This window comes from Hydrogenibacillus sp. N12, assembly GCF_019645935.1.
Taxonomy (GTDB): Bacteria; Bacillota; Bacilli; order Thermicanales; family DSM-22653; genus Hydrogenibacillus; species Hydrogenibacillus schlegelii.
Genome location: NZ_CP080953.1, coordinates 870,468 through 892,971 on the forward strand (window position 1 = coordinate 870,468; position 22,504 = coordinate 892,971).

At 67.9% G+C, this 22,504-nt stretch carries 20 protein-coding genes and 1 pseudogene; all 21 read left to right on the forward strand.

Annotated features, from left to right (window positions below; translation table 11 throughout):
- Positions 1-189 precede the first annotated feature (189 nt).
- Positions 190-1,140: a cysteine synthase A gene (gene cysK, locus K2M58_RS04045; protein ID WP_220678391.1), complete on the forward strand. Its 951-nt coding sequence runs from the start codon at positions 190-192 to the stop codon at positions 1,138-1,140.
- A 236-nt stretch (positions 1,141-1,376) separates the two neighbouring features.
- A complete protein-coding gene (locus K2M58_RS04050; RefSeq protein WP_220678392.1) occupies positions 1,377-2,774 on the forward strand; it encodes an MFS transporter in 1,398 nt (465 codons plus the stop codon).
- A gap of 85 nt (positions 2,775-2,859) precedes the next feature.
- The gene (locus K2M58_RS04055) at positions 2,860-3,318 is read left to right on the forward strand and encodes a ribosome maturation factor RimP (RefSeq protein WP_252393526.1); all 459 of its coding nucleotides are present in this window, start codon (positions 2,860-2,862) and stop codon (positions 3,316-3,318) included.
- Positions 3,319-3,390: 72 nt separating this feature from the next.
- Positions 3,391-4,722: a transcription termination factor NusA gene (nusA, locus tag K2M58_RS04060; RefSeq protein WP_220678393.1), complete on the forward strand. Its 1,332-nt coding sequence runs from the start codon at positions 3,391-3,393 to the stop codon at positions 4,720-4,722.
- A 3-nt stretch (positions 4,723-4,725) separates the two neighbouring features.
- Complete coding sequence (locus K2M58_RS04065) at positions 4,726-5,004, forward strand: RNase P modulator RnpM (RefSeq protein WP_220678394.1); 279 nt, start codon at positions 4,726-4,728, stop codon at positions 5,002-5,004.
- A complete protein-coding gene (locus tag K2M58_RS04070; protein ID WP_220678395.1) occupies positions 4,994-5,326 on the forward strand; it encodes a ribosomal L7Ae/L30e/S12e/Gadd45 family protein in 333 nt (110 codons plus the stop codon). The genes K2M58_RS04065 and K2M58_RS04070 overlap by 11 nt, the downstream gene beginning before the upstream one ends.
- A gap of 13 nt (positions 5,327-5,339) precedes the next feature.
- Positions 5,340-8,135 (forward strand): translation initiation factor IF-2, encoded by a 2,796-nt coding sequence (gene infB, locus K2M58_RS04075; RefSeq protein WP_220678396.1) that lies wholly within the window; start codon positions 5,340-5,342, stop codon positions 8,133-8,135.
- A gap of 24 nt (positions 8,136-8,159) precedes the next feature.
- Positions 8,160-8,492, forward strand: a pseudogene (gene rbfA / locus K2M58_RS04080) (30S ribosome-binding factor RbfA); the annotation flags it as partial.
- A gap of 137 nt (positions 8,493-8,629) precedes the next feature.
- A complete protein-coding gene (locus K2M58_RS04085; protein WP_220678398.1) occupies positions 8,630-9,631 on the forward strand; it encodes a DHH family phosphoesterase in 1,002 nt (333 codons plus the stop codon).
- Between the two features lie 154 nt (positions 9,632-9,785).
- Positions 9,786-10,718 (forward strand): tRNA pseudouridine(55) synthase TruB, encoded by a 933-nt coding sequence (truB, locus tag K2M58_RS04090; protein ID WP_220678399.1) that lies wholly within the window; start codon positions 9,786-9,788, stop codon positions 10,716-10,718.
- Between the two features lie 34 nt (positions 10,719-10,752).
- Positions 10,753-11,712: a bifunctional riboflavin kinase/FAD synthetase gene (locus K2M58_RS04095; protein ID WP_220678400.1), complete on the forward strand. Its 960-nt coding sequence runs from the start codon at positions 10,753-10,755 to the stop codon at positions 11,710-11,712.
- 100 nt (positions 11,713-11,812) lie between these two features.
- Positions 11,813-12,082, forward strand: coding sequence for a 30S ribosomal protein S15 (gene rpsO, locus K2M58_RS04100; protein WP_066202409.1), 270 nt, complete (start codon positions 11,813-11,815; stop codon positions 12,080-12,082).
- A gap of 75 nt (positions 12,083-12,157) precedes the next feature.
- Positions 12,158-14,371 carry a polyribonucleotide nucleotidyltransferase gene (locus tag K2M58_RS04105; protein ID WP_220678401.1) on the forward strand — a complete coding sequence of 738 codons (2,214 nt, stop codon included), beginning with the start codon at positions 12,158-12,160 and terminating at the stop codon, positions 14,369-14,371.
- A 101-nt stretch (positions 14,372-14,472) separates the two neighbouring features.
- Positions 14,473-15,861 carry a M16 family metallopeptidase gene (locus tag K2M58_RS04110; protein WP_289628275.1) on the forward strand — a complete coding sequence of 463 codons (1,389 nt, stop codon included), beginning with the start codon at positions 14,473-14,475 and terminating at the stop codon, positions 15,859-15,861.
- Positions 15,862-16,146: 285 nt separating this feature from the next.
- A complete protein-coding gene (dut, locus tag K2M58_RS04115) occupies positions 16,147-16,644 on the forward strand; it encodes a dUTP diphosphatase (protein ID WP_252393527.1) in 498 nt (165 codons plus the stop codon).
- Positions 16,645-16,915: 271 nt separating this feature from the next.
- Positions 16,916-17,194: a YlmC/YmxH family sporulation protein gene (locus K2M58_RS04120; RefSeq protein ID WP_252393528.1), complete on the forward strand. Its 279-nt coding sequence runs from the start codon at positions 16,916-16,918 to the stop codon at positions 17,192-17,194.
- Between the two features lie 180 nt (positions 17,195-17,374).
- Complete coding sequence (gene dpsA, locus K2M58_RS04125) at positions 17,375-18,253, forward strand: dipicolinate synthase subunit DpsA (RefSeq protein WP_220678403.1); 879 nt, start codon at positions 17,375-17,377, stop codon at positions 18,251-18,253.
- A 14-nt stretch (positions 18,254-18,267) separates the two neighbouring features.
- Complete coding sequence (locus K2M58_RS04130; RefSeq protein ID WP_220678404.1) at positions 18,268-18,933, forward strand: dipicolinate synthase subunit B; 666 nt, start codon at positions 18,268-18,270, stop codon at positions 18,931-18,933.
- Between the two features lie 145 nt (positions 18,934-19,078).
- Complete coding sequence (locus K2M58_RS04135) at positions 19,079-20,140, forward strand: aspartate-semialdehyde dehydrogenase (protein ID WP_220678405.1); 1,062 nt, start codon at positions 19,079-19,081, stop codon at positions 20,138-20,140.
- Positions 20,141-20,238: 98 nt separating this feature from the next.
- Positions 20,239-21,645: an aspartate kinase gene (dapG, locus tag K2M58_RS04140; RefSeq protein ID WP_220678406.1), complete on the forward strand. Its 1,407-nt coding sequence runs from the start codon at positions 20,239-20,241 to the stop codon at positions 21,643-21,645.
- Positions 21,602-22,495: a 4-hydroxy-tetrahydrodipicolinate synthase gene (gene dapA, locus K2M58_RS04145; protein WP_220678407.1), complete on the forward strand. Its 894-nt coding sequence runs from the start codon at positions 21,602-21,604 to the stop codon at positions 22,493-22,495. Before dapG ends, dapA begins: the two co-directional genes overlap by 44 nt.
- Positions 22,496-22,504 lie beyond the last annotated feature (9 nt).

Consider the following 22,504-nt stretch of genomic DNA (forward strand, 5'->3'; position numbering starts at 1 on the left):
TCCGTGATTTGGTTGAGCTCCTCGGCAACAAGGAGGTCGAAATCGCGCTCCGAAAAAACTTCTCGGCGTCACGGCCCGGAGGGGCCCGGGTTTTTCCCACCGCCGGAAAAAAAGCGGTATAATAAGGCGGTAAAATAAGGCGGTAACCCGGAGCGACAAAACGAAAGCCGCTGAAAGCGAGGGAGCGCCATGCGGGCCGCGCACCCGGCGGTCGTCGACCATATTTACGAACTCATCGGCGGGACGCCGCTCGTGAAGCTGAACCGCCTCGTCACCGAGCGGCACGCCGACATCTACGTCAAACTCGAGTACTTCAACCCGAGCGGCAGCGTCAAAGACCGGGCCGCTTACTATATGATCAAAACGGCGGAAGAAGAAGGTCGGATCACCCCCGGCAAGACGACGATCATCGAGCCGACGTCCGGCAACACCGGCATCGGGCTGGCGATGGTGGCGGCGGCGAAAGGCTACCGCTGCATCCTCGTCATGCCGGAAGGGAGCACCGTCGAGCGGATCAAGTTGCTTCAGGCCTACGGGGCGGAGGTCGTGCTCACGCCGAAAGAGAAAAAAATGCCCGGCGCGGTGGAGAAGGCCCGGGAACTTGCGGCCCAGATCCCCGACAGCTTTATCCCGATGCAGTTCGAAAATCCCGCCAATCCCCAGGCGCACCGGGAGACGACGGCCCGGGAGATCCTGGCGCAGGTGGCGGCCCTTGGCCGTCGCCTCGACGGGTTCGTCGCCACCGCCGGCACCGGCGGGACGATCACGGGGACCGGGGAGGTGCTGAAGCGGGTCTTCCCCGACCTCGTCATCGCCGTCGTCGAGCCGAAGACGTCGCCGGTCCTCTCCGGCGGCTCCCCCGGCCCCCACAAGCTCGTCGGGACAAGCCCCGGCTTCATCCCCCCGATTTTGAACCGCTCGGTCTACGACCACATCTTCCTCGTCGAAGACGACGAGGCGTACGCCATCACCCGGCGCCTCGCCCGGGAGGAGGGCATTCTCGTCGGCCCGTCGTCGGGGGCGGCGGTCTTTGCCGCCCTGAAGCTCGCCGAGATGCTCGGGCCGGGAAAGCTCGTCGTGAGCATGACCGCTGATACCGGGGAACGATACTTGTCGAGCGACGTTTTTCCGGCCGACTGAGGCCCGAGCGGCTCCTTTCGGCCGTCGTTTGGCCGCCGCTCTTCCGGTCGCGGACGTCCCGTCGCTTCCCGGCCGGTCGCCGCAAAGGTGGCCTTTCGGCCTCCCCCGCCGGCGGCCGAGGCCGGCGAACCCCACCTTCGGCGGCCGCCCATCCCCCTCGCCCCACTTCCCCCGTTCTACGGACCTTTCAATCTTTGGAAGCTAAGATGCTAAGCGGAAGCGAAGAAGCTAAGAAGGTGTTGCGGTTGCGGGCCTGGCTCATCTTCGCCATCGTGACGACGGGGACGTTCATGATCAACGTCGACATGAGCGTCCTGAACGTCGCGCTGCCGACGCTGCAGGCGGAATTTCACACCCGGCTCGAGACGCTTTCGTGGGTCATCGTCGCCTACCTCATGATCATCACCGGGACGCTTCCCCTGATCGGCAAGCTTTCCGACCTTTACGGGCGAAAGCCCTTTTTTATCGCCGGAGTGACGCTCTTCGGCGGCTTTGCGGCCCTGGCGGCGCTGGCGAAAAGCCTCCCCGCCCTCATCGTCTATCGCCTCGGCATGGGCATCGGAAGTGCCCTCATCCAGGCCAACGTCATGTCGATCGTCGCCGATACGTTCCCGCCGGGGGAGCGGGGCCGGCCGATGGGGATGATCGGGAGCGTCGTCGCCGTCGGCACGATCGTCGGGCCGGCGATAGGCGGATTTCTTTTGCACTACTTCGGCTGGCCGGCGATCTTCTGGATCAACGTCCCGTTCAGCCTTTTAGCGGCCGCAGGGGCCTGGGTGTTTTTGGAAAATCGGCGGCCGGCTTCCCCGTCCGTCGTCCGGGAACAGATCGACGTCCTCGGCGCGACGTATTTTTTGATCGCCGTTTCGGCCTTGATGCAGGGGCTGAACGGCTTAAGCCGCCTTTCCTTCTTCAGCGCTCCGTCTTTGGCCGCCTTTGGCACGTCGGCCCTCTTCTGGGTCCTCTACATCGTCCGGAGCCTCCGGGTTTCCGAGCCGCTCATCCACCTCGGCCTGTTCCGCATCCCGACGTTTGCCGTCGGCAACACGACGGGGCTTTTGTCGTACGTCCTCATCGGCTTTCCCCAGATCGTGCTCCCGTACTATCTGCATCTCGTCCACGGCTACACCTCCGACCGGATCGGCCTCGTCATCACCGCCCAGGCGGTGGCCATGATCGTCGCCTCAACCGTCGCCGGCGGGTTGGCGGACCGCCGGGGGACGCGGCTGCCGTCGCTCATCGGGCTCGCCGTATCGGCCGCCGCCTTCGGCATCCTCGCCCTCCTCGGACCGCGGACGCCGGTCGGCTTCGTCGTCGCCGGGCTTGCCCTCTTCGGCGTCGGCATGGGCTTTTTCCAGCCGCCGAACAACGTCGCCGTCCTCGAGAGCGTCCCGAAAGAGGCAACGGGGCTCACCGGCGGCATCATCGCCACCGTCCGCAACCTCGGCCGGGTGCTCGGGGTCGCGGTGGCGACGTTTCTCTTCGACCGGGTCGGTGGGCCGGACGGAGCGGCGGAAGCGGTGGTGGGGGTGCGGGTCGTCATGCTCGTCGGCCTCGCCCTTTCGCTGTTCGCCTGGGGGCTTACGTTTGTCGGGCAGGGGAAAAGGCATCTTGCACCGGCGCGGAAGTTGTGATACAGTGAAAGCGGGAGATGTTATAAGTGACCGCGTTAAGAGTGGGCGCGCCCACTCTTCGTTTTTTGTATGAGGAGGTGTCGCTTTGGACCGCCGGGCCGTCGAGGCCAAAGTGGAGTCGCTGGCGCTCCCGCTCCTTCAGCGGATGGGGCTGGAGCTCGTCCATCTGGAGTTTGTCAAAGAACACGGCGTCCGCTACCTCAGGCTTTTCGTCGACAAGCCGGGCGGCATCGGCGTCGACGAGCTCGCCCGGGTGAACGAAGCCTTAAGCCGGCGCCTGGACGACGAAGATCCGATTTCGGAAAGTTACATCCTCGAAGTTTCGTCTCCCGGGGCGGAGCGGGTCCTCAAGACCGACCGGGAGTTCGCCTGGGCGGAGGGCAAATTCGTCCGCATCGAAACGCGGGAGCCGGTCGACGGGGCCACCGTCTTCGAGGGGACGCTCCGGTCGGGGGCCGATCCGCTCGTCGTCGAGGTGGACGGCCGGCCGGTGGCCATCCCCCGGGCTCAGGTCAAGCTGGCCCGCCGGGCGATGATCGGCTGAGCGGTGCGCGAAGCCCGGAAGAGACCGGCAGCGCCGCGAGACGGCGGCTACGGGAGGTAAGGAGGGGGCGCGATGCGCGTCGATTTCATGAGCGCGATCGAGGATCTCGAACGAGAAAAAGGCATCGACAAGGCCATTCTGATCGAAGCGATCAAGCAGGCCCTCATCGCCGCTTACAAAAAAAATTACAACACGGCGCAAAACGTCCGGGTCGAGATCGACGAGGCGACCGGCCGCATCCGGGTGCTCGCGCAAAAGACGGTCGTGGAAGCGGTCGAAGATCCGCGGCTCGAGATCGATCTCGATTCGGCCCGGCGGATCCACCCGGCCGCCGGCGTCGGCGACATCATCGAGGAAGAGGTGACGCCGAAGGACTTCGGCCGGGTCGCCGCCCAGACGGCGAAAAACGTCGTCACCCAGCGCATCCGGGAAGTCGAACGGGGGCTCATCTACCAGGAGTACGCCGAACGGGAAACCGAACTCATCATCGGCCTCGTCCAGCGGATCGACGGGAAAAACGTCTACGTCGAGCTCGGCAAAACCGAAGGCATCCTCCCTTTTTCGGACCTCCTGCCCGGCGATGTGATCACGCCCGGCGAGCGGATCAAGGCGGTGATCGCCCGGGTCGAGCGGGGGACAAAGGGCCCGCAAATTTTTCTCTCTCGGACGGATCCCCAGTTTTTGCGGCGGCTTTTTGAACGGGAAGTGCCCGAGATCTACGACGGCACGGTGGAGATCAAGGCGATCGCCCGCGAGCCGGGCGACCGGTCGAAGGTCGCCGTCTTTGCCCGGGATCCGAACGTCGATCCGATCGGCGCTTGCGTCGGCCCCCGCGGAAGCCGCGTGCAGGCGATCGTCGACGAGCTCGGCGGCGAGAAGATCGACATCGTCCGCTGGTCCAAGGACCCGGCGGAGTTCGTCAAAAACGCCCTCTCCCCGGCGAAGGTGAGCGCCGTCACCGTTCAGGAGGGAGATCGGACGGCCCGGGTCGTCGTCCCGGACAACCAGCTCTCCCTCGCCATCGGGAAAAAAGGCCAGAACGCCCGTCTGGCGGCCAAGCTCACCGGCCTTCGGATCGACATCAAGAGCGAAACCCAGATGCGGGAGCTGGCGGAGTCCGCTTCGGCGGACGGATCTTCGGTAGAAACGGCTTCGCCGGCCGGGGCGCCGGTGGACGAAGCGCCGGCAGAAGGGACGGCGGCAGGCGGGCTCGCGAACGAAGCGCCGGCGTCCGCCTTGGCCCCGGCAGGCGACCGGACGGATGCCCCCGGGCGGACGGACGCTCGGGCCGGGATGGGCGAGGCAGGCGCATTTCCGCCGGATGGATCGAGAGCAGAGTCGGAAGCCGAGACGGCGCTTCCCGCGGCGCCGGCCGGCGCCGAAGGGCGGGCGAAGGAGGGGTGAGGCGTGGCGCCGAAGAAGATCCCCATCCGGAAGTGCGTCGCCTGCGGCGCTCAGCGCCCGAAGCGGGAGCTCGTGCGCATCGTCCGGACGCCGGACGGCGACGTCCGCCTCGATCCGACCGGCCGTCAGGGCGGGCGGGGCGCTTACGTCTGCCCGAACGCGGCGTGCTTTGAGACGGCACTCAAGAAGAAACTGTTCCAGCGGGCGCTCGAGGTCGAGCTGACGCCGGAGATCGTCGAGCGGCTGAGAGAAGCATGGGGGGCGCTCAAGCTTGAAGGCTGATCCGTTTTTGACCACGCTCGGCCTCGCGGCCCGGGCGCGAAAGGTGGTGAGCGGCGAAGAGGCCGTCCTGCGCGCGATCCGGACCGGCCAGGCGAAGCTCGTCATCCTCGCCCGGGATGCCGGGCCGAACACCGGCAAAGCGGTGCGCGACAAGTGCCGATCGTACGGGGTGACGTTGATCGAAGGTCCGGATCGGTATGCCCTGGGAACGGCCATCGGCAAAGCATCGCGCGTCGCCTTGGCGGTCGTGGAGACGGGTTTTGCGCGCCTTTTGCTCGAACATCACGCGCGCGCCCGCGAAGCGGAACGGGAGGCACCCTGAAGGAGGTGGGCCGATGGCCAAGTACCGCGTCTACGAATACGCCCGGGAACTGAATATGTCCAGCAAAGAAATCATCACCATCCTGAAGCGGCTGAACATCCCGGTGCAAAACCACATGAGCATCGTCGACGAAGAGGCGCAGGCGAAGATCGACCAGTTTTTCCGGGAGATTCGCCAGCGGGCGGCGGCGGAAAAGGCCCGCCGCGAGGCGGAAGAACGCCGCAAGGCGGAAGAACTGAAAAAGGCCGAAGAACGCCGGAAAGCAAGCGAAGCCAAGCAAGCCCAAGCCACGACAAGGACAGGTGACACGGTGAGCGAGACGAAAACCTCTTCGGTCGGAACGACCGGGACCGAGACGCAGGAGAAAACGAAGGAAGAGCAGAAAGCCGGGGTCGCCTCCGGCGGTGCCCGGGGCGAGGCCGGCGGCGCGCCGCCGGCCGGGGACGCCCAGAGCGGCCGAAGCGGCGATAAGCGGCGCCGCCGTCGCCGGGGCGGCCGCGGGGGTGGCGACCGCCGGGACGGCGACGGACGTCGAGAGCCGGCGGGAGAGCGACGGGAGCCCGCCGCGGCCGGCGCGGGCGGCCAGGCCGACCGCGATCGGCGGCCTCAGGACGGCCGCGGCGAGCGCGATCGGCGGCCCCAGGACGGCCGCGGCGAGAGGCGGGAGGCGACGGGACGCGACGCCCGGCCGGAGCGGAGTGGAGATCGCCCGGCGGCGTCGGCCGGGCCCCGGGAGCGCACCGATCGGGGGCGGCCCGGCGGCGGCCGTCCGGGCCGCGGCCGGGGGCTTTACGTGCCGCCGGCGCCGGTGACGGAGGAGAAGACCGAATCCCGCCGCCGCGGCGGCAAGAAAGAGAAGGACAAAGAGGAGAAAGAGCTGTTTTCGCCGAAAGCCGAGGCGAAAAAGGGCGGCAAAAAGCCGGCGATCAAGGAGAAAGAGCCGCGCGTCGCCGTCTTCGACGAGGACGACGACGTCGCCCTGGCCCCGGTGCGAAGCGGCAAAAAGCGGAACAAGCAGCGGAAGCATAAAGACGTCACCTACGCCGAAGACCGCGTGACGCCGACGAAGATCGCCATCGAAGAGCGGGTGAATGTCGGCGAGTTCGCCCGGATGATCGGCCGCGAGCCGGCGGAAGTGATCAAAAAGCTCTTCATGCTCGGCATTGTCGCGACGATCAACCAGGACATCGACTTCGACGCCGCGACGCTCATCGCCTCCGAATACGGCATCGAAGTCGAGAAAAAGGTCGTCATCAACGAAGTCGAATTCGAGACGATCGAAGAGCAGGACGACCCAGCGTCGCTCGTGCCGCGGCCGCCGGTCGTCACCGTCATGGGCCACGTCGACCACGGCAAGACGACGCTCCTGGACGCGATCCGGAAGACCCGGGTGGCCGCCCAGGAAGCCGGCGGCATCACCCAGCACATTGGCGCCTACCAGGTCGAGCTCGACGGCCGGCTCATCACCTTCCTCGACACGCCGGGCCACGAGGCGTTCACCGCCATGCGGGCCCGGGGCGCCAAAGTGACCGACATCGTCGTCCTCGTCGTCGCCGCCGACGACGGCGTCATGCCGCAGACGCTCGAAGCTTTAAGTCACGCCCGGGACGCCGGCGTGCCGATCATCGTGGCGGTGAACAAAATCGACAAGCCCGACGCCAACCCCGACCGGGTCAAGCAGGAGCTTGCGGAACACGGCCTCATTCCCGAAGAATGGGGCGGCGACACGATCTTCGTCAACGTCTCGGCGCTCAGGCACCAGGGCATCGACGAACTCCTCGAGATGATCCTCCTCGTCGCCGAGATGCGGGAGCTTCGGGCCAACCCGAACAAGCGGGCCCGGGGGACGGTGATCGAGGCGAAGCTCGACCGGGGTCGGGGGCCGGTGGCGACGGTCCTCGTCCAAAACGGCACGCTCAAAGTCGGCGACGCCCTCGTCGTCGGCACGATCTACGGCCGCGTCCGGTCGATGCACGACCACCTCGGCCGGCGCCTGACGGAAGCCGGCCCGTCGACGCCGGTGGAGATCACCGGCCTCGAAGACGTGCCGGAAGCCGGCGACGCCTTTATGGTCTTCGAAGACGACGCCAAGGCGAAGCAGATCGCCGAGGAGCGGGCGCTCAAGAAGCGGGAACAGGAGCTCAAGAAAAAGCACGTCAGCCTCGAGGAGCTCTTCAGCCAGATCCAGCAGGGCGACACCAAGGAGCTCGCCCTTATCCTCAAGGCCGACGTCCACGGCTCCGTCGAGGCGCTCCGGGCGGCGATCGAAAAGATCAAGGTCGAAGGCGTCCGAGTCCGAATCGTCCACGCTGGTGTCGGCGCGATCAACGAATCCGACGTCATGCTCGCCTCGGCGGCCCGGGCGGTCATCATCGGCTTCAACGTCCGGCCCGACGCCAACGCCAAGGCGATCGCTGAGCGGGAAAAGATCGACATCCGCCTCTACAACGTCATCTATAAGGCGATCGAAGACATCGAGGCGGCGCTCAAGGGCCTCCTCGAGCCGGTCTACGAAGAAAAGGTCATCGGCATGGCCGAGGTGCGCCAGACGTTTTTCGCCTCCCGCGTCGGCACGATCGCCGGCCTGTACGTCACCGAGGGGAAGATCACCCGGGACGCACACGTCCGGGTCATCCGGGACGGCATCGTCATCCACGACGGCAAGATCGAGTCCTTGAAGCGGTTCAAAGACGACGTGCGGGAAGTCACCCAGGGGTACGAGTGCGGGCTTAAGATCCAGGGGTACAACGACGTCAAAGAAGGCGATCTCATCGAAGCCTACGTCATGGAAGCCGTGCCCCAGGCGTGACGGCCCCCAAAGGAGAGAATCGCCGTGCGGCGGATCAGGCAGGAGCGGATCGCCGAGCAGATCAAAAAAGAGCTCGGCCACCTCATCCAGACGGAACTGAAGGATCCCCGGGTCGGCTTTGTGACCGTCACCGACGTCGAGGTGACGCCGGATCTTCTCGAGGCGCGGGTTTTCGTCTCGGTGCTCGGGGACGATTCGACCCGGGAGGCCGCCCTCGAGGCGCTCCGGCGGGCGCATGGCTTTCTCCGGAGCGAACTCGCCCGGCGGATCGAAGTCCGGCACGTGCCGGAACTCGTCTTTAAGTACGATTCCTCCCTCGACTACGGCATGCGCATCGATCGCATCCTCCAGGATCTCCGGCAGGCGGATCCCGGGAGCGGGCGGGACGCGGCCACCGGTCCGGAGGCAGCCGGCGACCGGACGGACGCCGGAGGGGGCGGAGCGGCCGAACGCCCTCCGGACGGCCGGGAGGGCGCCGGCGGGGAGGCGTCGCCGTGAACGCCCTTCGGTCCGCCTACGAGGCGCTTTATCGCTGGATGCTCGCCGGCGGGGGCGATCCGACGGACGAGGTGCTCGTCCTCTCCCACGTCCGGCCGGACGGCGATTCTCTGGGGGCGCAGACGGCGATCCATCATCTCCTGACCGTCCTGGGCCGTCCGGCGGCGATGGCGAACGCGGACCCGCCGCCGAAGCGGTTCGATTATCTGCCCGCCTTTCACGCCATCCTGCCCCCGGAGGCCTTTTCCGAACGCCTTGAGCGGCACGGCCGGTTTCGCCGGGCGATCTTCGTCGACTGCGCTGACCGGGAGCGGATCGGCGCGGCGGAGGCGCTTCTCGACCCGGAGGCCGAGATCGTCAATATCGACCACCACGCCACGAACGACGGTTACGGCCACATCAACGTCGTCCGGCCGGACGCCTCCTCGACGAGCGAAGTCGTCTACGACTTCGTCCGGGCCGTCGGCCTTCCCCTCGATCAAGACCTGGCGACGGCGCTCTACACCGGCATTCTCACCGATACCGGCGGTTTCCGCTACCAGAACACGTCGCCCAAGGTGCTGCACGATGCGGCGGAACTCGTCGAGCGAGGAGCGGAACCGTACTTCATCGCCGAACATGCCCTGGAGACGATGAGTCTCTCCCAGGTCCGCCTGCTCGCCCGTGCGCTTTCCGACATCCGCCTCGTCTTGGGCGGCCGGGTGGCGCTCGTCGAAGTCACCGAAGCGCTCCTTCGGGAGACCGGCGCCGACCTGGACGCTTCCGAAGGGCTCGTCCACTACGCCCGAAACATCGAAGGCGTGGAGGTGGCCGTTCTCTTCCGGGAGCAGTCGGACGGGATCAAGGTGAGCTTTCGCTCCCGGCGGACGGTCGACGTCGCGGCGCTCGCCCGGCAATTTGGCGGCGGCGGCCACGTCCGGGCGGCCGGGGCGCTCCTTCCCCCGCCCCTTTCGGCCGCCCGGGAGGCGGTCATCCGGGCCCTCGAGGCGGTGCTCTGACGGGCGGAGCGCCGGCGTCGGGCTGAGCCCTGGCGCCTTGGCGGTCGTTCGACCCCCGTCGTCGCCGCTTATCGTCGAAAGACCGCGACGGCCCGGCGCCGTGGCGTTTTGCCGGCCGCCGGGACCGGCGGATTCAGGGGCGGGAGGGTGCGCCGTGGACGGATTTTTCATCGTGGACAAACCGCCCGGGATGACGTCCCACGACGTTGTCGAGCGCCTGCGGCGCCTCCTTCGGCCGTGGGGCCGGCCGAAGGTCGGCCACGGCGGGACGCTCGATCCGGAGGCGACCGGAGTGCTCCCGATCGGCGTCGGCCGGGCGACGCGGCTTTTGGATTACCTTCATCTTTTGCCGAAGCGGTATACCGCCGAATGGATCGGCGGAGCGGCGACGGACACCGAAGACTGGACCGGCCGCGTCATCGAAGAAAAGGCGGCGGTCGGCCTCGATCCGGCGGCGGTCCGGGCGGCCTTTCGGCGGTTCGTCGGAACGTACGACCAGACCCCGCCGATGGTCTCGGCGGTCAAGGTGGGCGGCGTGCCGCTTTATGAGCGGGCCCGCCGCGGCGAGACGGTGGCGCGGTCCCCCCGGCGGGTGGTCATCGAGGCGCTCGAGATCCTCGCGATGGACCTCGACCGGCCGGATCCCCGGGTCGTGTTCGACCTTCGGGCCTCGAGCGGGACGTACGTCCGGACGCTCTGCGTCGACGTCGGCCGGGCCCTCGGCCTTCCGGCGCACATGGGGTGGCTCGTGCGGACGGAAAGCGGCGGGTTTTCCTTGTCCGAGGCCCGGACGCTGGAAGAGCTGGAGGCGGCTTCAAACTGCGGGACGCTCGAGCGGCACCTCGTGCCGATGGAGCACGCCCTTTCGTTTCTTCCGTCGGTGGTCGTCGCCCGGGAGGAACGGGACCGGGTCAGGACCGGCTCGGCCCTTCCGCCGCCGTCCGACCCGGCGCTCCGTGCCCTGGCTCCGGGGTCGCGGGTGGCGGTCCGGGACGAGGGCGGTCGCCTCCTCGCCGTCTACCGGGTTGCCGACGCCGGAAAACGCCGCGGGGAGGCGTGGGCGGTGGCGGAGCGGGTGCTCGTCTGACGGGGCCCGGAGACTTGCAGAAGGAGGGAAGGCCATGCACATCGAACGCATCGAACCGCCGTATTCCTTAGGCGGCGACCGGCCGCCGGCGGTGGCGGCCGTCGGGACGTTTGACGGCCTCCACCGGGGGCATCAGGCGGTCCTTCGCCGCGCGGTCGAGCGGGCGGAAGAGCGGAGCGCCGAGCCGGCGATGGTGACCTTTCACCCGCATCCCCGGACCGTCCTCGGCCAGGACCTCGTCGCCACCTACCTCACGCCCCTCGAGGAGAAGGTGCGCCAGCTCGAGCGTCTGGGAATGAGGCGCCTCTATCTCGTCCGCTTCACGCCGGAGCTTGCGGCGATGACGCCGGAGGCGTTCCGCCGGAAGATCCTGGAGCCGCTTCGCATCGTCCACTTCGTCGTCGGAGACGATTTTCGCTTCGGACGGGGCGCCGCCGGGCGGCCGGCCGATCTGGCGCCGGAGGCGCCGGATCGGGTCGAGGTCGTCCCGTCGATCACCGAAGACGGGGAGAAGATCGGCTCCCGGCGCATCCGCGCCGCTCTGGCCGCCGGCGATATCCGGACGGTGAGCCGCCTCCTCGGCCGGCCGTACGCCCTCGCCGGCACGGTCGTCCGCGGCGACGGGCGGGGGCGGGCGATCGGCTTTCCGACCGCGAACCTCGCCCTGACCGCCCCTTATGCCCTGCCGCGGTACGGCGTCTACGGCGTGAGCGTGGAGCTTGAGGGCCGACGCCGCCCCGCGGTGATGAACGTCGGCGTGCGGCCGACGGTCGGCAAAGACGCCGTGCCGAACGTCGAGGTGCATCTCCTCGACTTCGACGGCGATCTCTACGGCCGGAGGATCCGGCTGGAGCTTCTCTTTTTCATCCGGCCGGAGCAGAAGTTTGCCGACCTCGAAGCTTTGAAGGCGCAGATCGCCCGGGATGTGGCGTTTGCGAAGTCGGAATTCGTGTGGTATACTTCAACCGATTCTCCGCCGCCGGCCGGCCGGTAGCGCGGCCGACGGATGGAAAGCCCGTACAGAAAACCCGAAGCTCGGCGGGTCGGCATCCGCCCGCGGGGCTTTTGGGGGTTAGAACGGAGGAGGACGTCCGATGGCGCTCACGCAAGAGCGGAAGCAGGAGATCATCAAGGCGTTTCAGACGCATCCGGAGGACACCGGTTCGCCGGAAGTGCAGATCGCGATCCTCACGGAGCGGATCAAGGAGCTGAGCGAGCACCTCAAGGTGCATCGGAAGGATCATCATTCCCGGCGAGGGCTCTTGAAGATGGTCGGCCATCGCCGGAAGCTTTTAAATTATTTGCGCCGTCTTGATCCGGCGCGCTATCGCGCGCTGATCGAAAAGCTCGAGTTGCGTCGGTAACCGGCGGGGGCGACCCCGCCTTTTCTCCGTCGACCGCCGGCACCGGCCGGCGGTCGGATCGAAAGGGGGCTGCCGATGGCCGTCTACGAAGTCGACATCGCCGGAAAAAAGATGTCGTTCGACATCGGCACATACGCCAAACAGGCGAGCGGTGCCGTCTTCGTCCGCTTCGGCGATACCGCCGTCCTCTGCACGGCAACGGTGTCGAAGGAGCCGAAGGACGTCGACTTCTTTCCGCTCACGGTCAACTACGAGGAACGGCTGTACGCGGTCGGAAAGATCCCCGGCGGATTCATCAAGCGGGAAGGCCGGCCGAGCGACAAGGCGATCCTGACGAGCCGGCTCATCGATCGTCCGATCCGGCCGCTCTTCCCGGACGGCTTCCGGCATGAGGTGCAGGTCGTCGATCTCGTCCTTTCGGTCGATCAGAACTTTTCGCCGGAGATCGCGGCGATGAACGGGACGTCGCTCGCGCTCATGATCTCCGAAATCCCCTTTCAGGGGCCGATCGGGGCCGTCATCGTCGGCCGGGTGGACGGCCGCTTCGTCATCAACCCGTCGGTGGAAGAGCAGGAAAAAAGCGACCTTCACCTCGTTGTGGCCGGGACGAAGGACGCCATCACGATGGTGGAGGCCGGCGCCCGCTTCGTGAAGGAAGAGGAGATCGTCGAAGCGATCGCCTTTGCCCACCGGTACATCCGGGAGCTCTGCCTCTTTCAGGAGCGGGTGGCGGCGGAGGTCGCCAAGCCGAAGCTTACCGTCGAGGCCAAGGCCCTCGATCCGACTCTCGTCGACGATGTGCGGAACATCGCCCGGGAGCGGCTTCTCGAGGCGATCCGGACGCCGGACAAAAGCGGACGGGAGGCGGCGATCGAAGCCGTCTTTCAGGACGTTCTGGCGTTTTACGACGAGCTGTGGGCCGAGGAGGTCCCGGATGCGGCCGAGCGGGAGCTTCGCCTCAAAGACGTGCGGGCGGCCCTAGAGACGACCTTAAAGGAAGAAGTGCGGCGGATGATCGTCCACGACGGCGTCCGACCCGACGGGCGGGGCCTCGACGAGATTCGGCCGATCACGACGGCGGTCGGCGTCCTCGCCCGCACCCACGGTTCGGCGGTGTTCACCCGCGGCCAGACGCAGGTGCTGTCGGTCTGCACCCTAGGGCCGCTGTCGGACGCCCAGATCCTGGACGACCTTGGTCTGGAAGATGAGAAGCGCTTTATGCACCACTACAACTTTCCGCCGTTCAGCACGGGGGAGGCCCGGCCGCTTCGGGCGCCGAGCCGGCGGGAGATCGGCCACGGAGCCCTCGGAGAGCGGGCGCTGGAGCCGGTCATCCCGAGCGAAAAAGAATTCCCGTACACGATCCGTCTGACGTCGGAAGTGCTCGAGTCGAACGGCTCGACCTCCCAGGCGAGCATCTGCGCTTCGTCGATGGCCCTCATGGACGCCGGCGTGCCGATCAAGGCGCCGGTCGCCGGCATCGCGATGGGGCTCATCATGGAAGGCGACCGCTACGCGGTGCTCACCGACATCCAGGGGATGGAAGATCACCTTGGCGACATGGACTTCAAGGTTGCCGGGACGGCCGACGGCGTGACGGCGCTCCAGATGGACATCAAGATCGCCGGCATCACCGTCGACATCATGCGAGAAGCGCTTCTTCAGGCCCGGCGGGCCCGCCTCTTCATCCTCGAAAAGATGCGGGAGGCGATCGCCGAGCCGCGGCCGACGCTGTCGCCGTACGCGCCGAAGATCCTCACGATGAAGATCGATCCGGAGAAGATCCGGGAAGTCATCGGCCCCGGCGGACGGGTGATCAACCGGATCATCGAAGAGACGGGAACCGAGATCGACATCGAGCAGGACGGGACGATCTACATCGCTTCGCCGGATCCGGAGAAAAACGCCCGGGCGAAGGAGCTCATCGAAAACATCGTCCGGGAGGTCGTCGTCGGCGAGACGTACCTCGGCACCGTCAAGCGCATTGAAAAGTTCGGTGCCTTCGTCGAAGTGCTCCCCGGCAAGGAAGGCCTCGTCCACATTTCACAGCTCGCCCCGACGCGGGTGAACCGCGTCGAGGACGTCGTCAAAGTGGGCGATACGATTCTCGTCAAGGTGATCGAGATCGACGAGTACGGGCGGGTCAACCTCTCCCGCAAGGCGGTGATCACGGACCAAGGGGGCCCCGGAGCGGGGGACGCCGCTTCGGGCGGCTCCGGCGGCGCCGGCGGGAGGCCCCCGGGCCCGGCGCCACGTCCGACGCCAAAGCCGAAGTACAAAGCGAAATGACGCCCCTGTCCGGCGCCCCGCGACGGGGGGTTTTGTTTTATTGAGAAAGGAGGCGGGCGGCGCTGGTCGAACGGCACATTCTCCCGAACGGCGTTCGGCTGATCGTCGACCGTGAGGCGGCGGCCCGCTCCGTCTCGGCGGGCCTGTTTATCGTCGCCGGCTCGCGGGACGAAGCGGACGACGAGGCGGGCTTGATGCATCTCATCGAGCACATGGTTTTTAAGGGGACGCCATCCCGCTCGGCCCGAGAGATCGCGCTCACCTTCGACCGCCTGGGTGCCGAGGTCGATGCGTACACGACGAAGGAATACACCGCCTACACCGTGAAAGCGCTGCCGGATGTGCTGCTCGACGCGTTCGATCTCCTGGTGGAGATGGTCGCCCGACCGACCTTTCCGGAAACCGAGCTGATCAAGGAAAAAAACGTCATCCTCGAAGAGATCCGCGCCGCCGAAGACGCCCCCGACGATCTCGTCCACGAGCTGGCGGCGGCGGCGGCCTACGGGAAGCACCCCCTCGGCCGACCGGTCCTCGGCCGTCGGTCGGTCATCCGGGCGGCGGACCGGGCGCGCCTCGTCCGGCTGCATCGGCGGTTTTACCGACCGGAGCGGACGGTGGCTGTCCTGGCCGGCGCCGTTTCGGCGGCGGCGGTCGAAAAAGCGGCGGCGCGCCTTGCGGCTTTCGGTGAGGCGGGCGCGGGGAGTGCTCCGGCCGGCGGAACTCAGGGGCCGGACGGCGAGGCGAGCGCTCCGGCACCCGAGACGGGATCGGCGGTTTCCGGCAGGGCGAACAAGCCGGCGTTTGAGGTGGCGCCGACGGCCGACGGCGCGGGCGCGCCGGCCCCGGAGGAGGAGCCGAAGGAGCCGTCCTTTGCCGGCGGGCGGCGGCACCGGACGAGGCGGGAACTGGAGCAGGGGCACCTCGTCCTCGTCTATCCGGGCCTTCGAGCCGGCCATCCCGACGGTCCGTCCTGGGCGGTGCTGAACCGGCTCCTCGGCGGATCGATGGCGGCGCGGTTGTTTCAGCGGATTCGCGAAGATGAAGGCCTTGTCTACGACATCTACTCGTATACGGCGGCGTATCGAGACAGCGGCTATCTCGCCGTCTACGCCGCCATGCATCCGGAACGGGCGGCTCGGGTGGAGGCGCTCATCGCGGAGGAGATCCGCGCTCTGATCGAGCGGGGCCCGGGGGAGGAGGAACTCGAGGCGGCCAAGCGGACCCTCATCGCCGGCTACGCCTTCGACCTCGAGTCGACGGAGGCCCGCCTCGAGCGCCTCGCCCGGGAGGCGATCTACCTCGGCCGGCACCCGGAACCGGAGACGGTCATGGCCCGTTACCGGGCCGTGTCGACGGACGCCGTCCGAAAGCTCGCGCACCGGCTCCTTCGCCCCGTCGGCCGGGCCTGGGTCGGGCCGGCCGTCGCCGGCGCCGAGCGCGGCGGCGCCTCTTGGGCCGCGAGGCGGGACGCCCGCCGCGTTCGGGACTGAACGACGGCGGGAGCCTAAGTCCACGGCTGGGTCTTATCGGCGGCGCCGGCCGGCCGCGGTCGGGTCTGACCGAGGGCGAGGGCTCCGCCGGCATCCGATGCTTCGGGCTCTCGTCGGCGTCGATTTCTCTTTCGAGGCCGAAGCTTCGGTGGATGACGTCGCCCTGGGCCGCCTTACGGTCGGAAACGGACCTTGCATCGGGGCAACGTTTCGGACGTCGGGAAAAGACCGGCGCCGGGATCTTCGGAGTGAAACGGGTTCTTCCGAGCGAAAGGAGCGACCACTGTGGAAACCGATCGGCAAATGATGCCGCTTTCCGTCGGCGTCCGGTGGCTCAGGCCGGATCGGCCGCGAGAAGGAAGGCTGCCGTTTTACGCGACGGACGGCGCCGCCGGCCTCGACCTCATGGCCGTCCTTGACGAGCCCCTCGTGATCCGCCCGTTTGAGCGGGTGCGGGTGCCGACGGGCATCGCCCTCGACATCCCCCGGCCGGACGTCGTCGCCCTCATCTTCCCGCGGAGCGGGCAGGCGTATCATCGGGGGCTTACGATGGCGAACGCCGTCGGCGTCATCGACAGCGATTACATGGGCGAGATCCAGGTGCTCATGACGAACATCAATCCGGAGGAAGCCGTCGTCGTCGAAGACGGCGAGCGGATCGCCCAGCTTCTTTTTATGCCGGTGTACCGGGCGGCCCTTTTCTGGACGGAAGCCCGGAAGGAGACCGCCCGCGGCGAAGGGGGATTCGGCTCGACCGGCTTTCGGACGGACGAGCGGCGGTAACGCCGTGCCGGCGGGCAATGGGGCTCTCTCGGGCGGCATCGGGACTGCGCCGGGGCGGCATCCGTAGGCGCCGCGCCCGGCGGGCATCGGCACAGCGCCCGGCGGGCCAGAGCGCATCATCCGCCCGGAGACCGGGCCGCCACCGGGGGAGAAAGCCCCTGGCCGGAAGGATGCGGCGATCGCCGCCTTTCTCGCATACGGCCGGCTTCGTGGGCATATGCTTGGGGAAGGAAGCGCCCAGAAAAAACCGCCGTGAAGGGGCGGAACCGGGATGCCGGCGGGCGGGGGTGGGGTCATGCGGATGAGCGAACTCGGCGGCAAGGAACTCATCGACCTTTCGACCGGCGAGCGCCTCGGGATGATCCACGAGGCGGATCTCGTCGTCGATCCGGAGGATGGCACCATCGCCGCCATCCTGCTTCCGGAACGGCGGGGGTTCTGGCGGAAGGCCCGGGGCGAGATCGCCATCCCGTGGGCGGCGATCCGGACGATCGGGCCGGAGATGGTCATCGTCGAACTGGGGCCGGCCCGTGCGCGGGCGTACGGCTGATCGGGTCGCCCGGGTCGCCCGCTCGGTTCGTCCGGGGCGGCCCCGCCGGCGTCGGGTCGGATGCGAAGCGGGCGGCGCCTTTTCGGCCGGGCACCGTTTGGGCGGCTTCATCATACGGTAAGGGTGCAGCGTCACGCTGCACCCTTTTTTCGTCGGGACCAAAGGAAGGGGACGGCGATGTTGTTGACCGGAAAACGCGTGCTCATCGTCGGCGGCGACGCCCGGCAGCTGACGATCGCCCGAACGCTGGTCGAACGGGACGCCGCTGTGTGCCTTGCCGGCTACGAAAACCTTCACGCGCCGCTTCCGGGGACGCGGCTTGTCGATTTTGCACCGGAGACGCTTGCCGGCTTTGACGCCGTCATCTTCCCCGCCAAGGGGATCGGCGAAGACGGCGCCGTCGAGTCGCTCTTCAGCCCGAAGCCGCTCCTTCTGCGAGAAGCGCACTTTCGCGCCCTCCGCGGGGCGGTGCTCTACACCGGCATCGCCGGGCCGTACCTCCGGGAGCAGGCGATGAAATTCAGCCTCCCTCTCGTCGTCCTGTTCGACCGAGACGACGTGGCCGTCCTGAACGCCGTGCCGACCGCCGAGGGAGCGATCATGTTCGCCATCCAGCATACCGACATCACCCTGCACGGCAGCGACGCCGCCGTCATCGGCTTCGGCCGCGTCGGGATGACGCTGGCGCCCCGCCTCCGGGCCCTCGGGGCCCGGGTTCGGGTCTTTGCCCGGCAACCGGAGGCGCTCGCCCGGGCGTACGAGATGGGCTTTGAGCCGTTGGATCTCGGCGCCCTTCGGTCGGAAATTCGCCCCGTCGATCTCGTCTTCAACACCGTGCCGGCGCCGATCCTCACGGCGGACGTGCTGGCGGAGATGAAGCCGTCGGCGTTCATCCTCGACCTCGCCTCGGCGCCCGGCGGAACGGATTTTCACTTTGCTGAAAAGCGGGGCATCCGGGCGCTTCTGGCCCCGTCTCTTCCGGGGCTCGTCGCGCCGAAGACCGCCGGCAAAATCCTCGCGGATGTGCTCACCCGCCTCATCGCCGCCCAAAAGCCCTGAAAGGAGCGACGACGATGACCGCTGACCTCGCCATGCTCCACGGCAAGACGATCGGTTTCGGCATCACCGGTTCCCACTGCACGTATGCGGAAGTCCTCGGCCCGATGGAAGCGCTCGTTCGGCTCGGCGCCCGGGTGATCCCGGTGGCGACGCATACGGTCCTCACGACGGACACCCGCTTCGGCAAGGCGGACGACTGGGTCGCCCGGATCGAGGCGATCACCGGCGAGCGCATCCGGGGCTCGATCCCAGAGGTGGAGCCGTTCGGGCCGAAAAGAACGCTCGACGCGTTCGTCATCTCGCCGATGACCGGAAACACCCTCGCCCGCTTCGCGAACGCCATCACCGATTCCCCGGTGCTCATGGCCGCCAAGGCGACGCTGCGGAACGGTCGACCGGTCGTCCTCGCCGTCTCGACCAACGACGGCCTCGGCCTGAACGCTCAGAACATCGCCAAGCTCCTCGTCGCCCGGAACGTCTACTTCGTCCCTTTCGGCCAGGACGATCCGCTCGGCAAGCCGACGTCTCTCGTCGCCCGGATGGACCTCCTCGTCCCGGCGGTGGCAGCGGCCCTCGAAGGGCGGCAGCTGCAACCGCTTCTCATGCTTCATCCGAAAGCGATGGAAGCGATCGCTCACGCGGAAGGCGGTCGAACCGGCGCCGCAGCGGAAAGCGGTTGAAGCGTTCCTGCCGCATAAGGCGGTCGAAGCTTCCCTTTAGCGGGAGGCGGCTCAGGCGTCTTTCAGGCGTCCCTACAGCGGAAGGCGGTTGAAGCGGCGGCAGCCCTCACGGTAGAATGAAAAGAAAACGAGAGGAGAGAAACCGATGGCCTACCGCGTAGCCGTCGTCGGCGCGACCGGCGCCGTCGGCGAAGCGATGATCGCCGAGCTGGAGCGCTCAACCCTGCCGATTGCCGAACTGGTGCCGATGGCGTCCGCCCGCTCGGCGGGGAAAACGGTCGCCTTTCGCGGGGCGGAGGTGCCCGTCGTCGAAGCGACGCCGGAGGCGTTTTCCGGCATCGATCTCGCCCTCTTCAGCGCCGGCGGCCAGACGAGCCGGGCCCTCGCCCCGGAAGCCGTCCGGCGGGGGGCGGTTGTCGTCGACAACTCGAGCGCCTTTCGTCTCGAAGACCGTGTCCCGCTCGTCGTTCCGGAGGTGAACGCCGAGGCGTTGACGGATCACCGAGGGCTCATTGCCAACCCGAACTGCTCGACGATTCAGATGGTCGTCGCCCTGGCCCCCCTTCGGGAGCGCTACGGCCTCCGGCGAATCGTCGTGAGCACCTACCAGGCCGTCTCGGGGGCCGGCCGGCGGGCGGTCGACGCCCTGCGCTTCGAAAGCGGCCGGTGGCTCGAAGGCGAAGGGTTCGTCCCGGAGGTGCTTCCGGTCGCCACGCTTCCGGTCAAATACCCGATCGCCGACAACGTCATCCCGCAGATCGACCGTTTTGAACCGAACGGCTTTACGTTTGAAGAGATGAAGATGGTGCGGGAGACGCAGAAGATCTTCGGCGATCCGGCGCTGGAAGTCGCCGCCACGTGCGTGCGGGTGCCGGTCACCGTCGGCCACAGCGAGGCGGTGACGGTCGAACTCGAGGAAGCACCGGCCTCGATGGAAGACGTCATCGAGGCGCTCCGGGCGGCGCCGGGCGTCGTCGTCTGGGATGACCCGACGGCGCAGCGGTATCCGACGCCGATGCTCGTCCGGGGCGAGCGAGACGTTTACGTCGGCCGCATCCGGCGGGACCTCTTCCGGCCCAACGTCGTCCACCTGTGGGTTGTCGCCGACAACCTCGTCAAAGGCGCCGCCTGGAACGCGGTCCAGATCGCCGAGACGCTCGAGGAAAAGGGGCTTCTCCGGGTTCCGGCGACGGAAGGCGACCGGTAGGCGCTTCGGGCCGGCCGATCGCCGCCGGGCTTCAGGATCACCGGCCCGTTCTTCGTTCCCGGTCACCCGGCCGGAATCGGGGAGGAAGGAGACCGGAGATGGACATCATTGTGCAAAAATTTGGTGGAACGTCCGTCGCCGACGAAAAGCGGCGCCGGCGGGTGATCGAGCACATTCGGCGGGCCCTCGGCGAGGGGTACCGCGTCGTCGCCGTCGTCTCGGCGATGGGGCGCCGGGGCGATCCGTATGCGACGGACACGCTCCTGGACCTCGTCGGCGGCGAACGGACGCTTCTTCCTCCGCGGGAGCGGGATCTCCTCCTTTCCACCGGCGAGATCATCTCGGCCGCCGTCCTCGCGCAGGCCCTGTGGGAGGCGGGCATCCCGAACACCGTCCTCACCGGCGGCCAGGCCGGGATCGTGACGACCGATCACTTTACCCGGGCCGAAATCGTCGGCCTGAGGCCCGAGCGGGTCCGGGACGTTCTTGCCCTCGGCCACGTCGCCGTCGTCGCCGGCTTTCAGGGGCAGTCGGCCGACGGCGAGATCACGACCTTCGGGCGCGGCGGTTCCGACACGACGGCCGCCGCCCTCGGGGTCGCCCTCGAAGCCCGGGCGATCGAAATCTTCACCGACGTCGACGGCATCATGACGGCCGATCCGCGGATCGCGCCGGAAGCCCGGCCGATCCGGACGATGACGTACGTCGAGGTGGCCAACTTTGCCTACCTCGGCGCCAAGGTCATCCACCCCCGGGCGGTCGAGCTGGCGATGCAGAAGAACATCCCGATCCGCGTCCGGGGGACGATGTCCGACGATGCCGGCACCTTGATCGCCGTCCCGGCCCTCTCCGGCGCCACGGCGGTGCGGGAGCGGGTCGTCACCGGCATCACCCAGACGCCGGGGGTGACGCAGATCCGGGTCGAGGTGGACGGCGTCGATCCGATGCTGCCGATGGCCGTATTCGGCGCGATGGCTGAAAACGGCATCAGCGTCGATCTCATCAACGTCTTTCCCCGGGGCGTCGTCTACACCGTCCGGGCCGCCGACGCGCCGCGGGCCCAGGCCCTGCTGGAGGCGAAAGGGTTTCGGCCGGCGGTCACGCCGGGCTGCGCCAAGGTGAGCGTCATCGGTGCCGGCATGGCCGGCCGGCCGGGCGTCATGGCGACGATCGTGTCGGCCCTCACCGCGGCCGGCATCGAGATCCTCCAGTCCGCCGACTCCCACACGACGATCTGGGTGCTCGTGCGAGAAGACAAGATGACCGAGGCGGTCCGGGTGCTGCACCGGGCGTTTCGTCTCGGCGAGGGGGACGAAGCGGGCGGCGGCCCTTCCGGCGCGGAAGGCGTCCGAAGTTCCGGCCGGCCTGCGGCCGAGCGCACCGCTTTCGCCGATCTTTCCGGCGCCCGGCCGGGCGCCGGTTCTCAGGCCGCAATCGATACCGGGAAGGCGGGGGTTCACCATGCCGTTTCCAAGGCTCATCACGGCGATGGTCACGCCGTTTGACGATGCCGGCGTCATCGACTGGCCAACCGTCGACCGGCTCGTCGACCATCTGATCGCCCACGGCTCTGAAGGAATCGTCGTCGCCGGGACGACCGGTGAGTCGCCGACGCTCACCGAGACGGAAAAGCTCGCCCTGTTCGAGCGGGTCAAGGCCCGGGCCGCCGGCCGGGCGCAGGTCATCGCCGGCACCGGCACGAACGACACCGCGGCCTCCATCCGTCTGACGCGGGAGGCGGAAGCCCTCGGCGTCGACGGCGTCATGCTCGTCGTGCCGTACTACAACCGGCCGTCCCAGCGGGGGCTGTACGAACACTTCCGCGCCGTCGCCGAGGCCACCTCGCTTCCGATCATGCTCTACAACGTCCCGGGGAGAACCGGGGCCAATCTCGCCGCCGACACCGTCATCGCCTTGAGCCGGATCGACAACATCGTCGCGGTGAAGGAGGCGAGCGGGGACCTTACCCAGATGGCCCGCATCCTCGAGGAAGCGCGGCCAGGCTTTCAGGTCTTGAGCGGCGACGACAAGATGCTTCTTCCGCTGCTTGCCATCGGCGGCCACGGCGTCGTGAGCGTCGCCGCCCATATCGTCGGCGACGCGCTGAAGGAGCTCATTGAGGCGTTTTTGGCCGGCGATGTCGCCCGGGCGGCGGCGCTTCACCGGCGGTATCTGCCGATTTTTGAAGGGCTATTTTTCACCGCGAGCCCGGCGCCGGTCAAGGCCGCCCTGGCGATGATGGGTCTCCCGGTCGGGGGGCTCCGGCTTCCCCTCGTCCCGCTGAACGCGGAGGAGTGGAATCATCTCCGGACCCTCCTCGTTCGGGTGCTCGGCGAAGCCGCCCTCGTCGCCTGAGCCTCGGCG

Bases quoted from the DNA above. Each gene is read 5' to 3' on its own strand.
- dapG (WP_220678406.1), top strand. From the start codon at position 20,239: ATGGACATCATTGTGCAAAAATTTGGTGGAACGTCCGTCGCCGACGAA.
- K2M58_RS04130 (WP_220678404.1), top strand. From the start codon at position 18,268: ATGACCGCTGACCTCGCCATGCTCCACGGCAAGACGATCGGTTTCGGC.
- dapA (WP_220678407.1), top strand. From the start codon at position 21,602: ATGCCGTTTCCAAGGCTCATCACGGCGATGGTCACGCCGTTTGACGAT.
- infB (WP_220678396.1), top strand. From the start codon at position 5,340: ATGGCCAAGTACCGCGTCTACGAATACGCCCGGGAACTGAATATGTCC.
- nusA (WP_220678393.1), top strand. From the start codon at position 3,391: ATGCGCGTCGATTTCATGAGCGCGATCGAGGATCTCGAACGAGAAAAA.
- K2M58_RS04095 (WP_220678400.1), top strand. From the start codon at position 10,753: ATGCACATCGAACGCATCGAACCGCCGTATTCCTTAGGCGGCGACCGG.
- rpsO (WP_066202409.1), top strand. From the start codon at position 11,813: ATGGCGCTCACGCAAGAGCGGAAGCAGGAGATCATCAAGGCGTTTCAG.
- K2M58_RS04105 (WP_220678401.1), top strand. From the start codon at position 12,158: ATGGCCGTCTACGAAGTCGACATCGCCGGAAAAAAGATGTCGTTCGAC.
- K2M58_RS04135 (WP_220678405.1), top strand. From the start codon at position 19,079: ATGGCCTACCGCGTAGCCGTCGTCGGCGCGACCGGCGCCGTCGGCGAA.
- cysK (WP_220678391.1), top strand. From the start codon at position 190: ATGCGGGCCGCGCACCCGGCGGTCGTCGACCATATTTACGAACTCATC.
- K2M58_RS04120 (WP_252393528.1), top strand. From the start codon at position 16,916: ATGCCGGCGGGCGGGGGTGGGGTCATGCGGATGAGCGAACTCGGCGGC.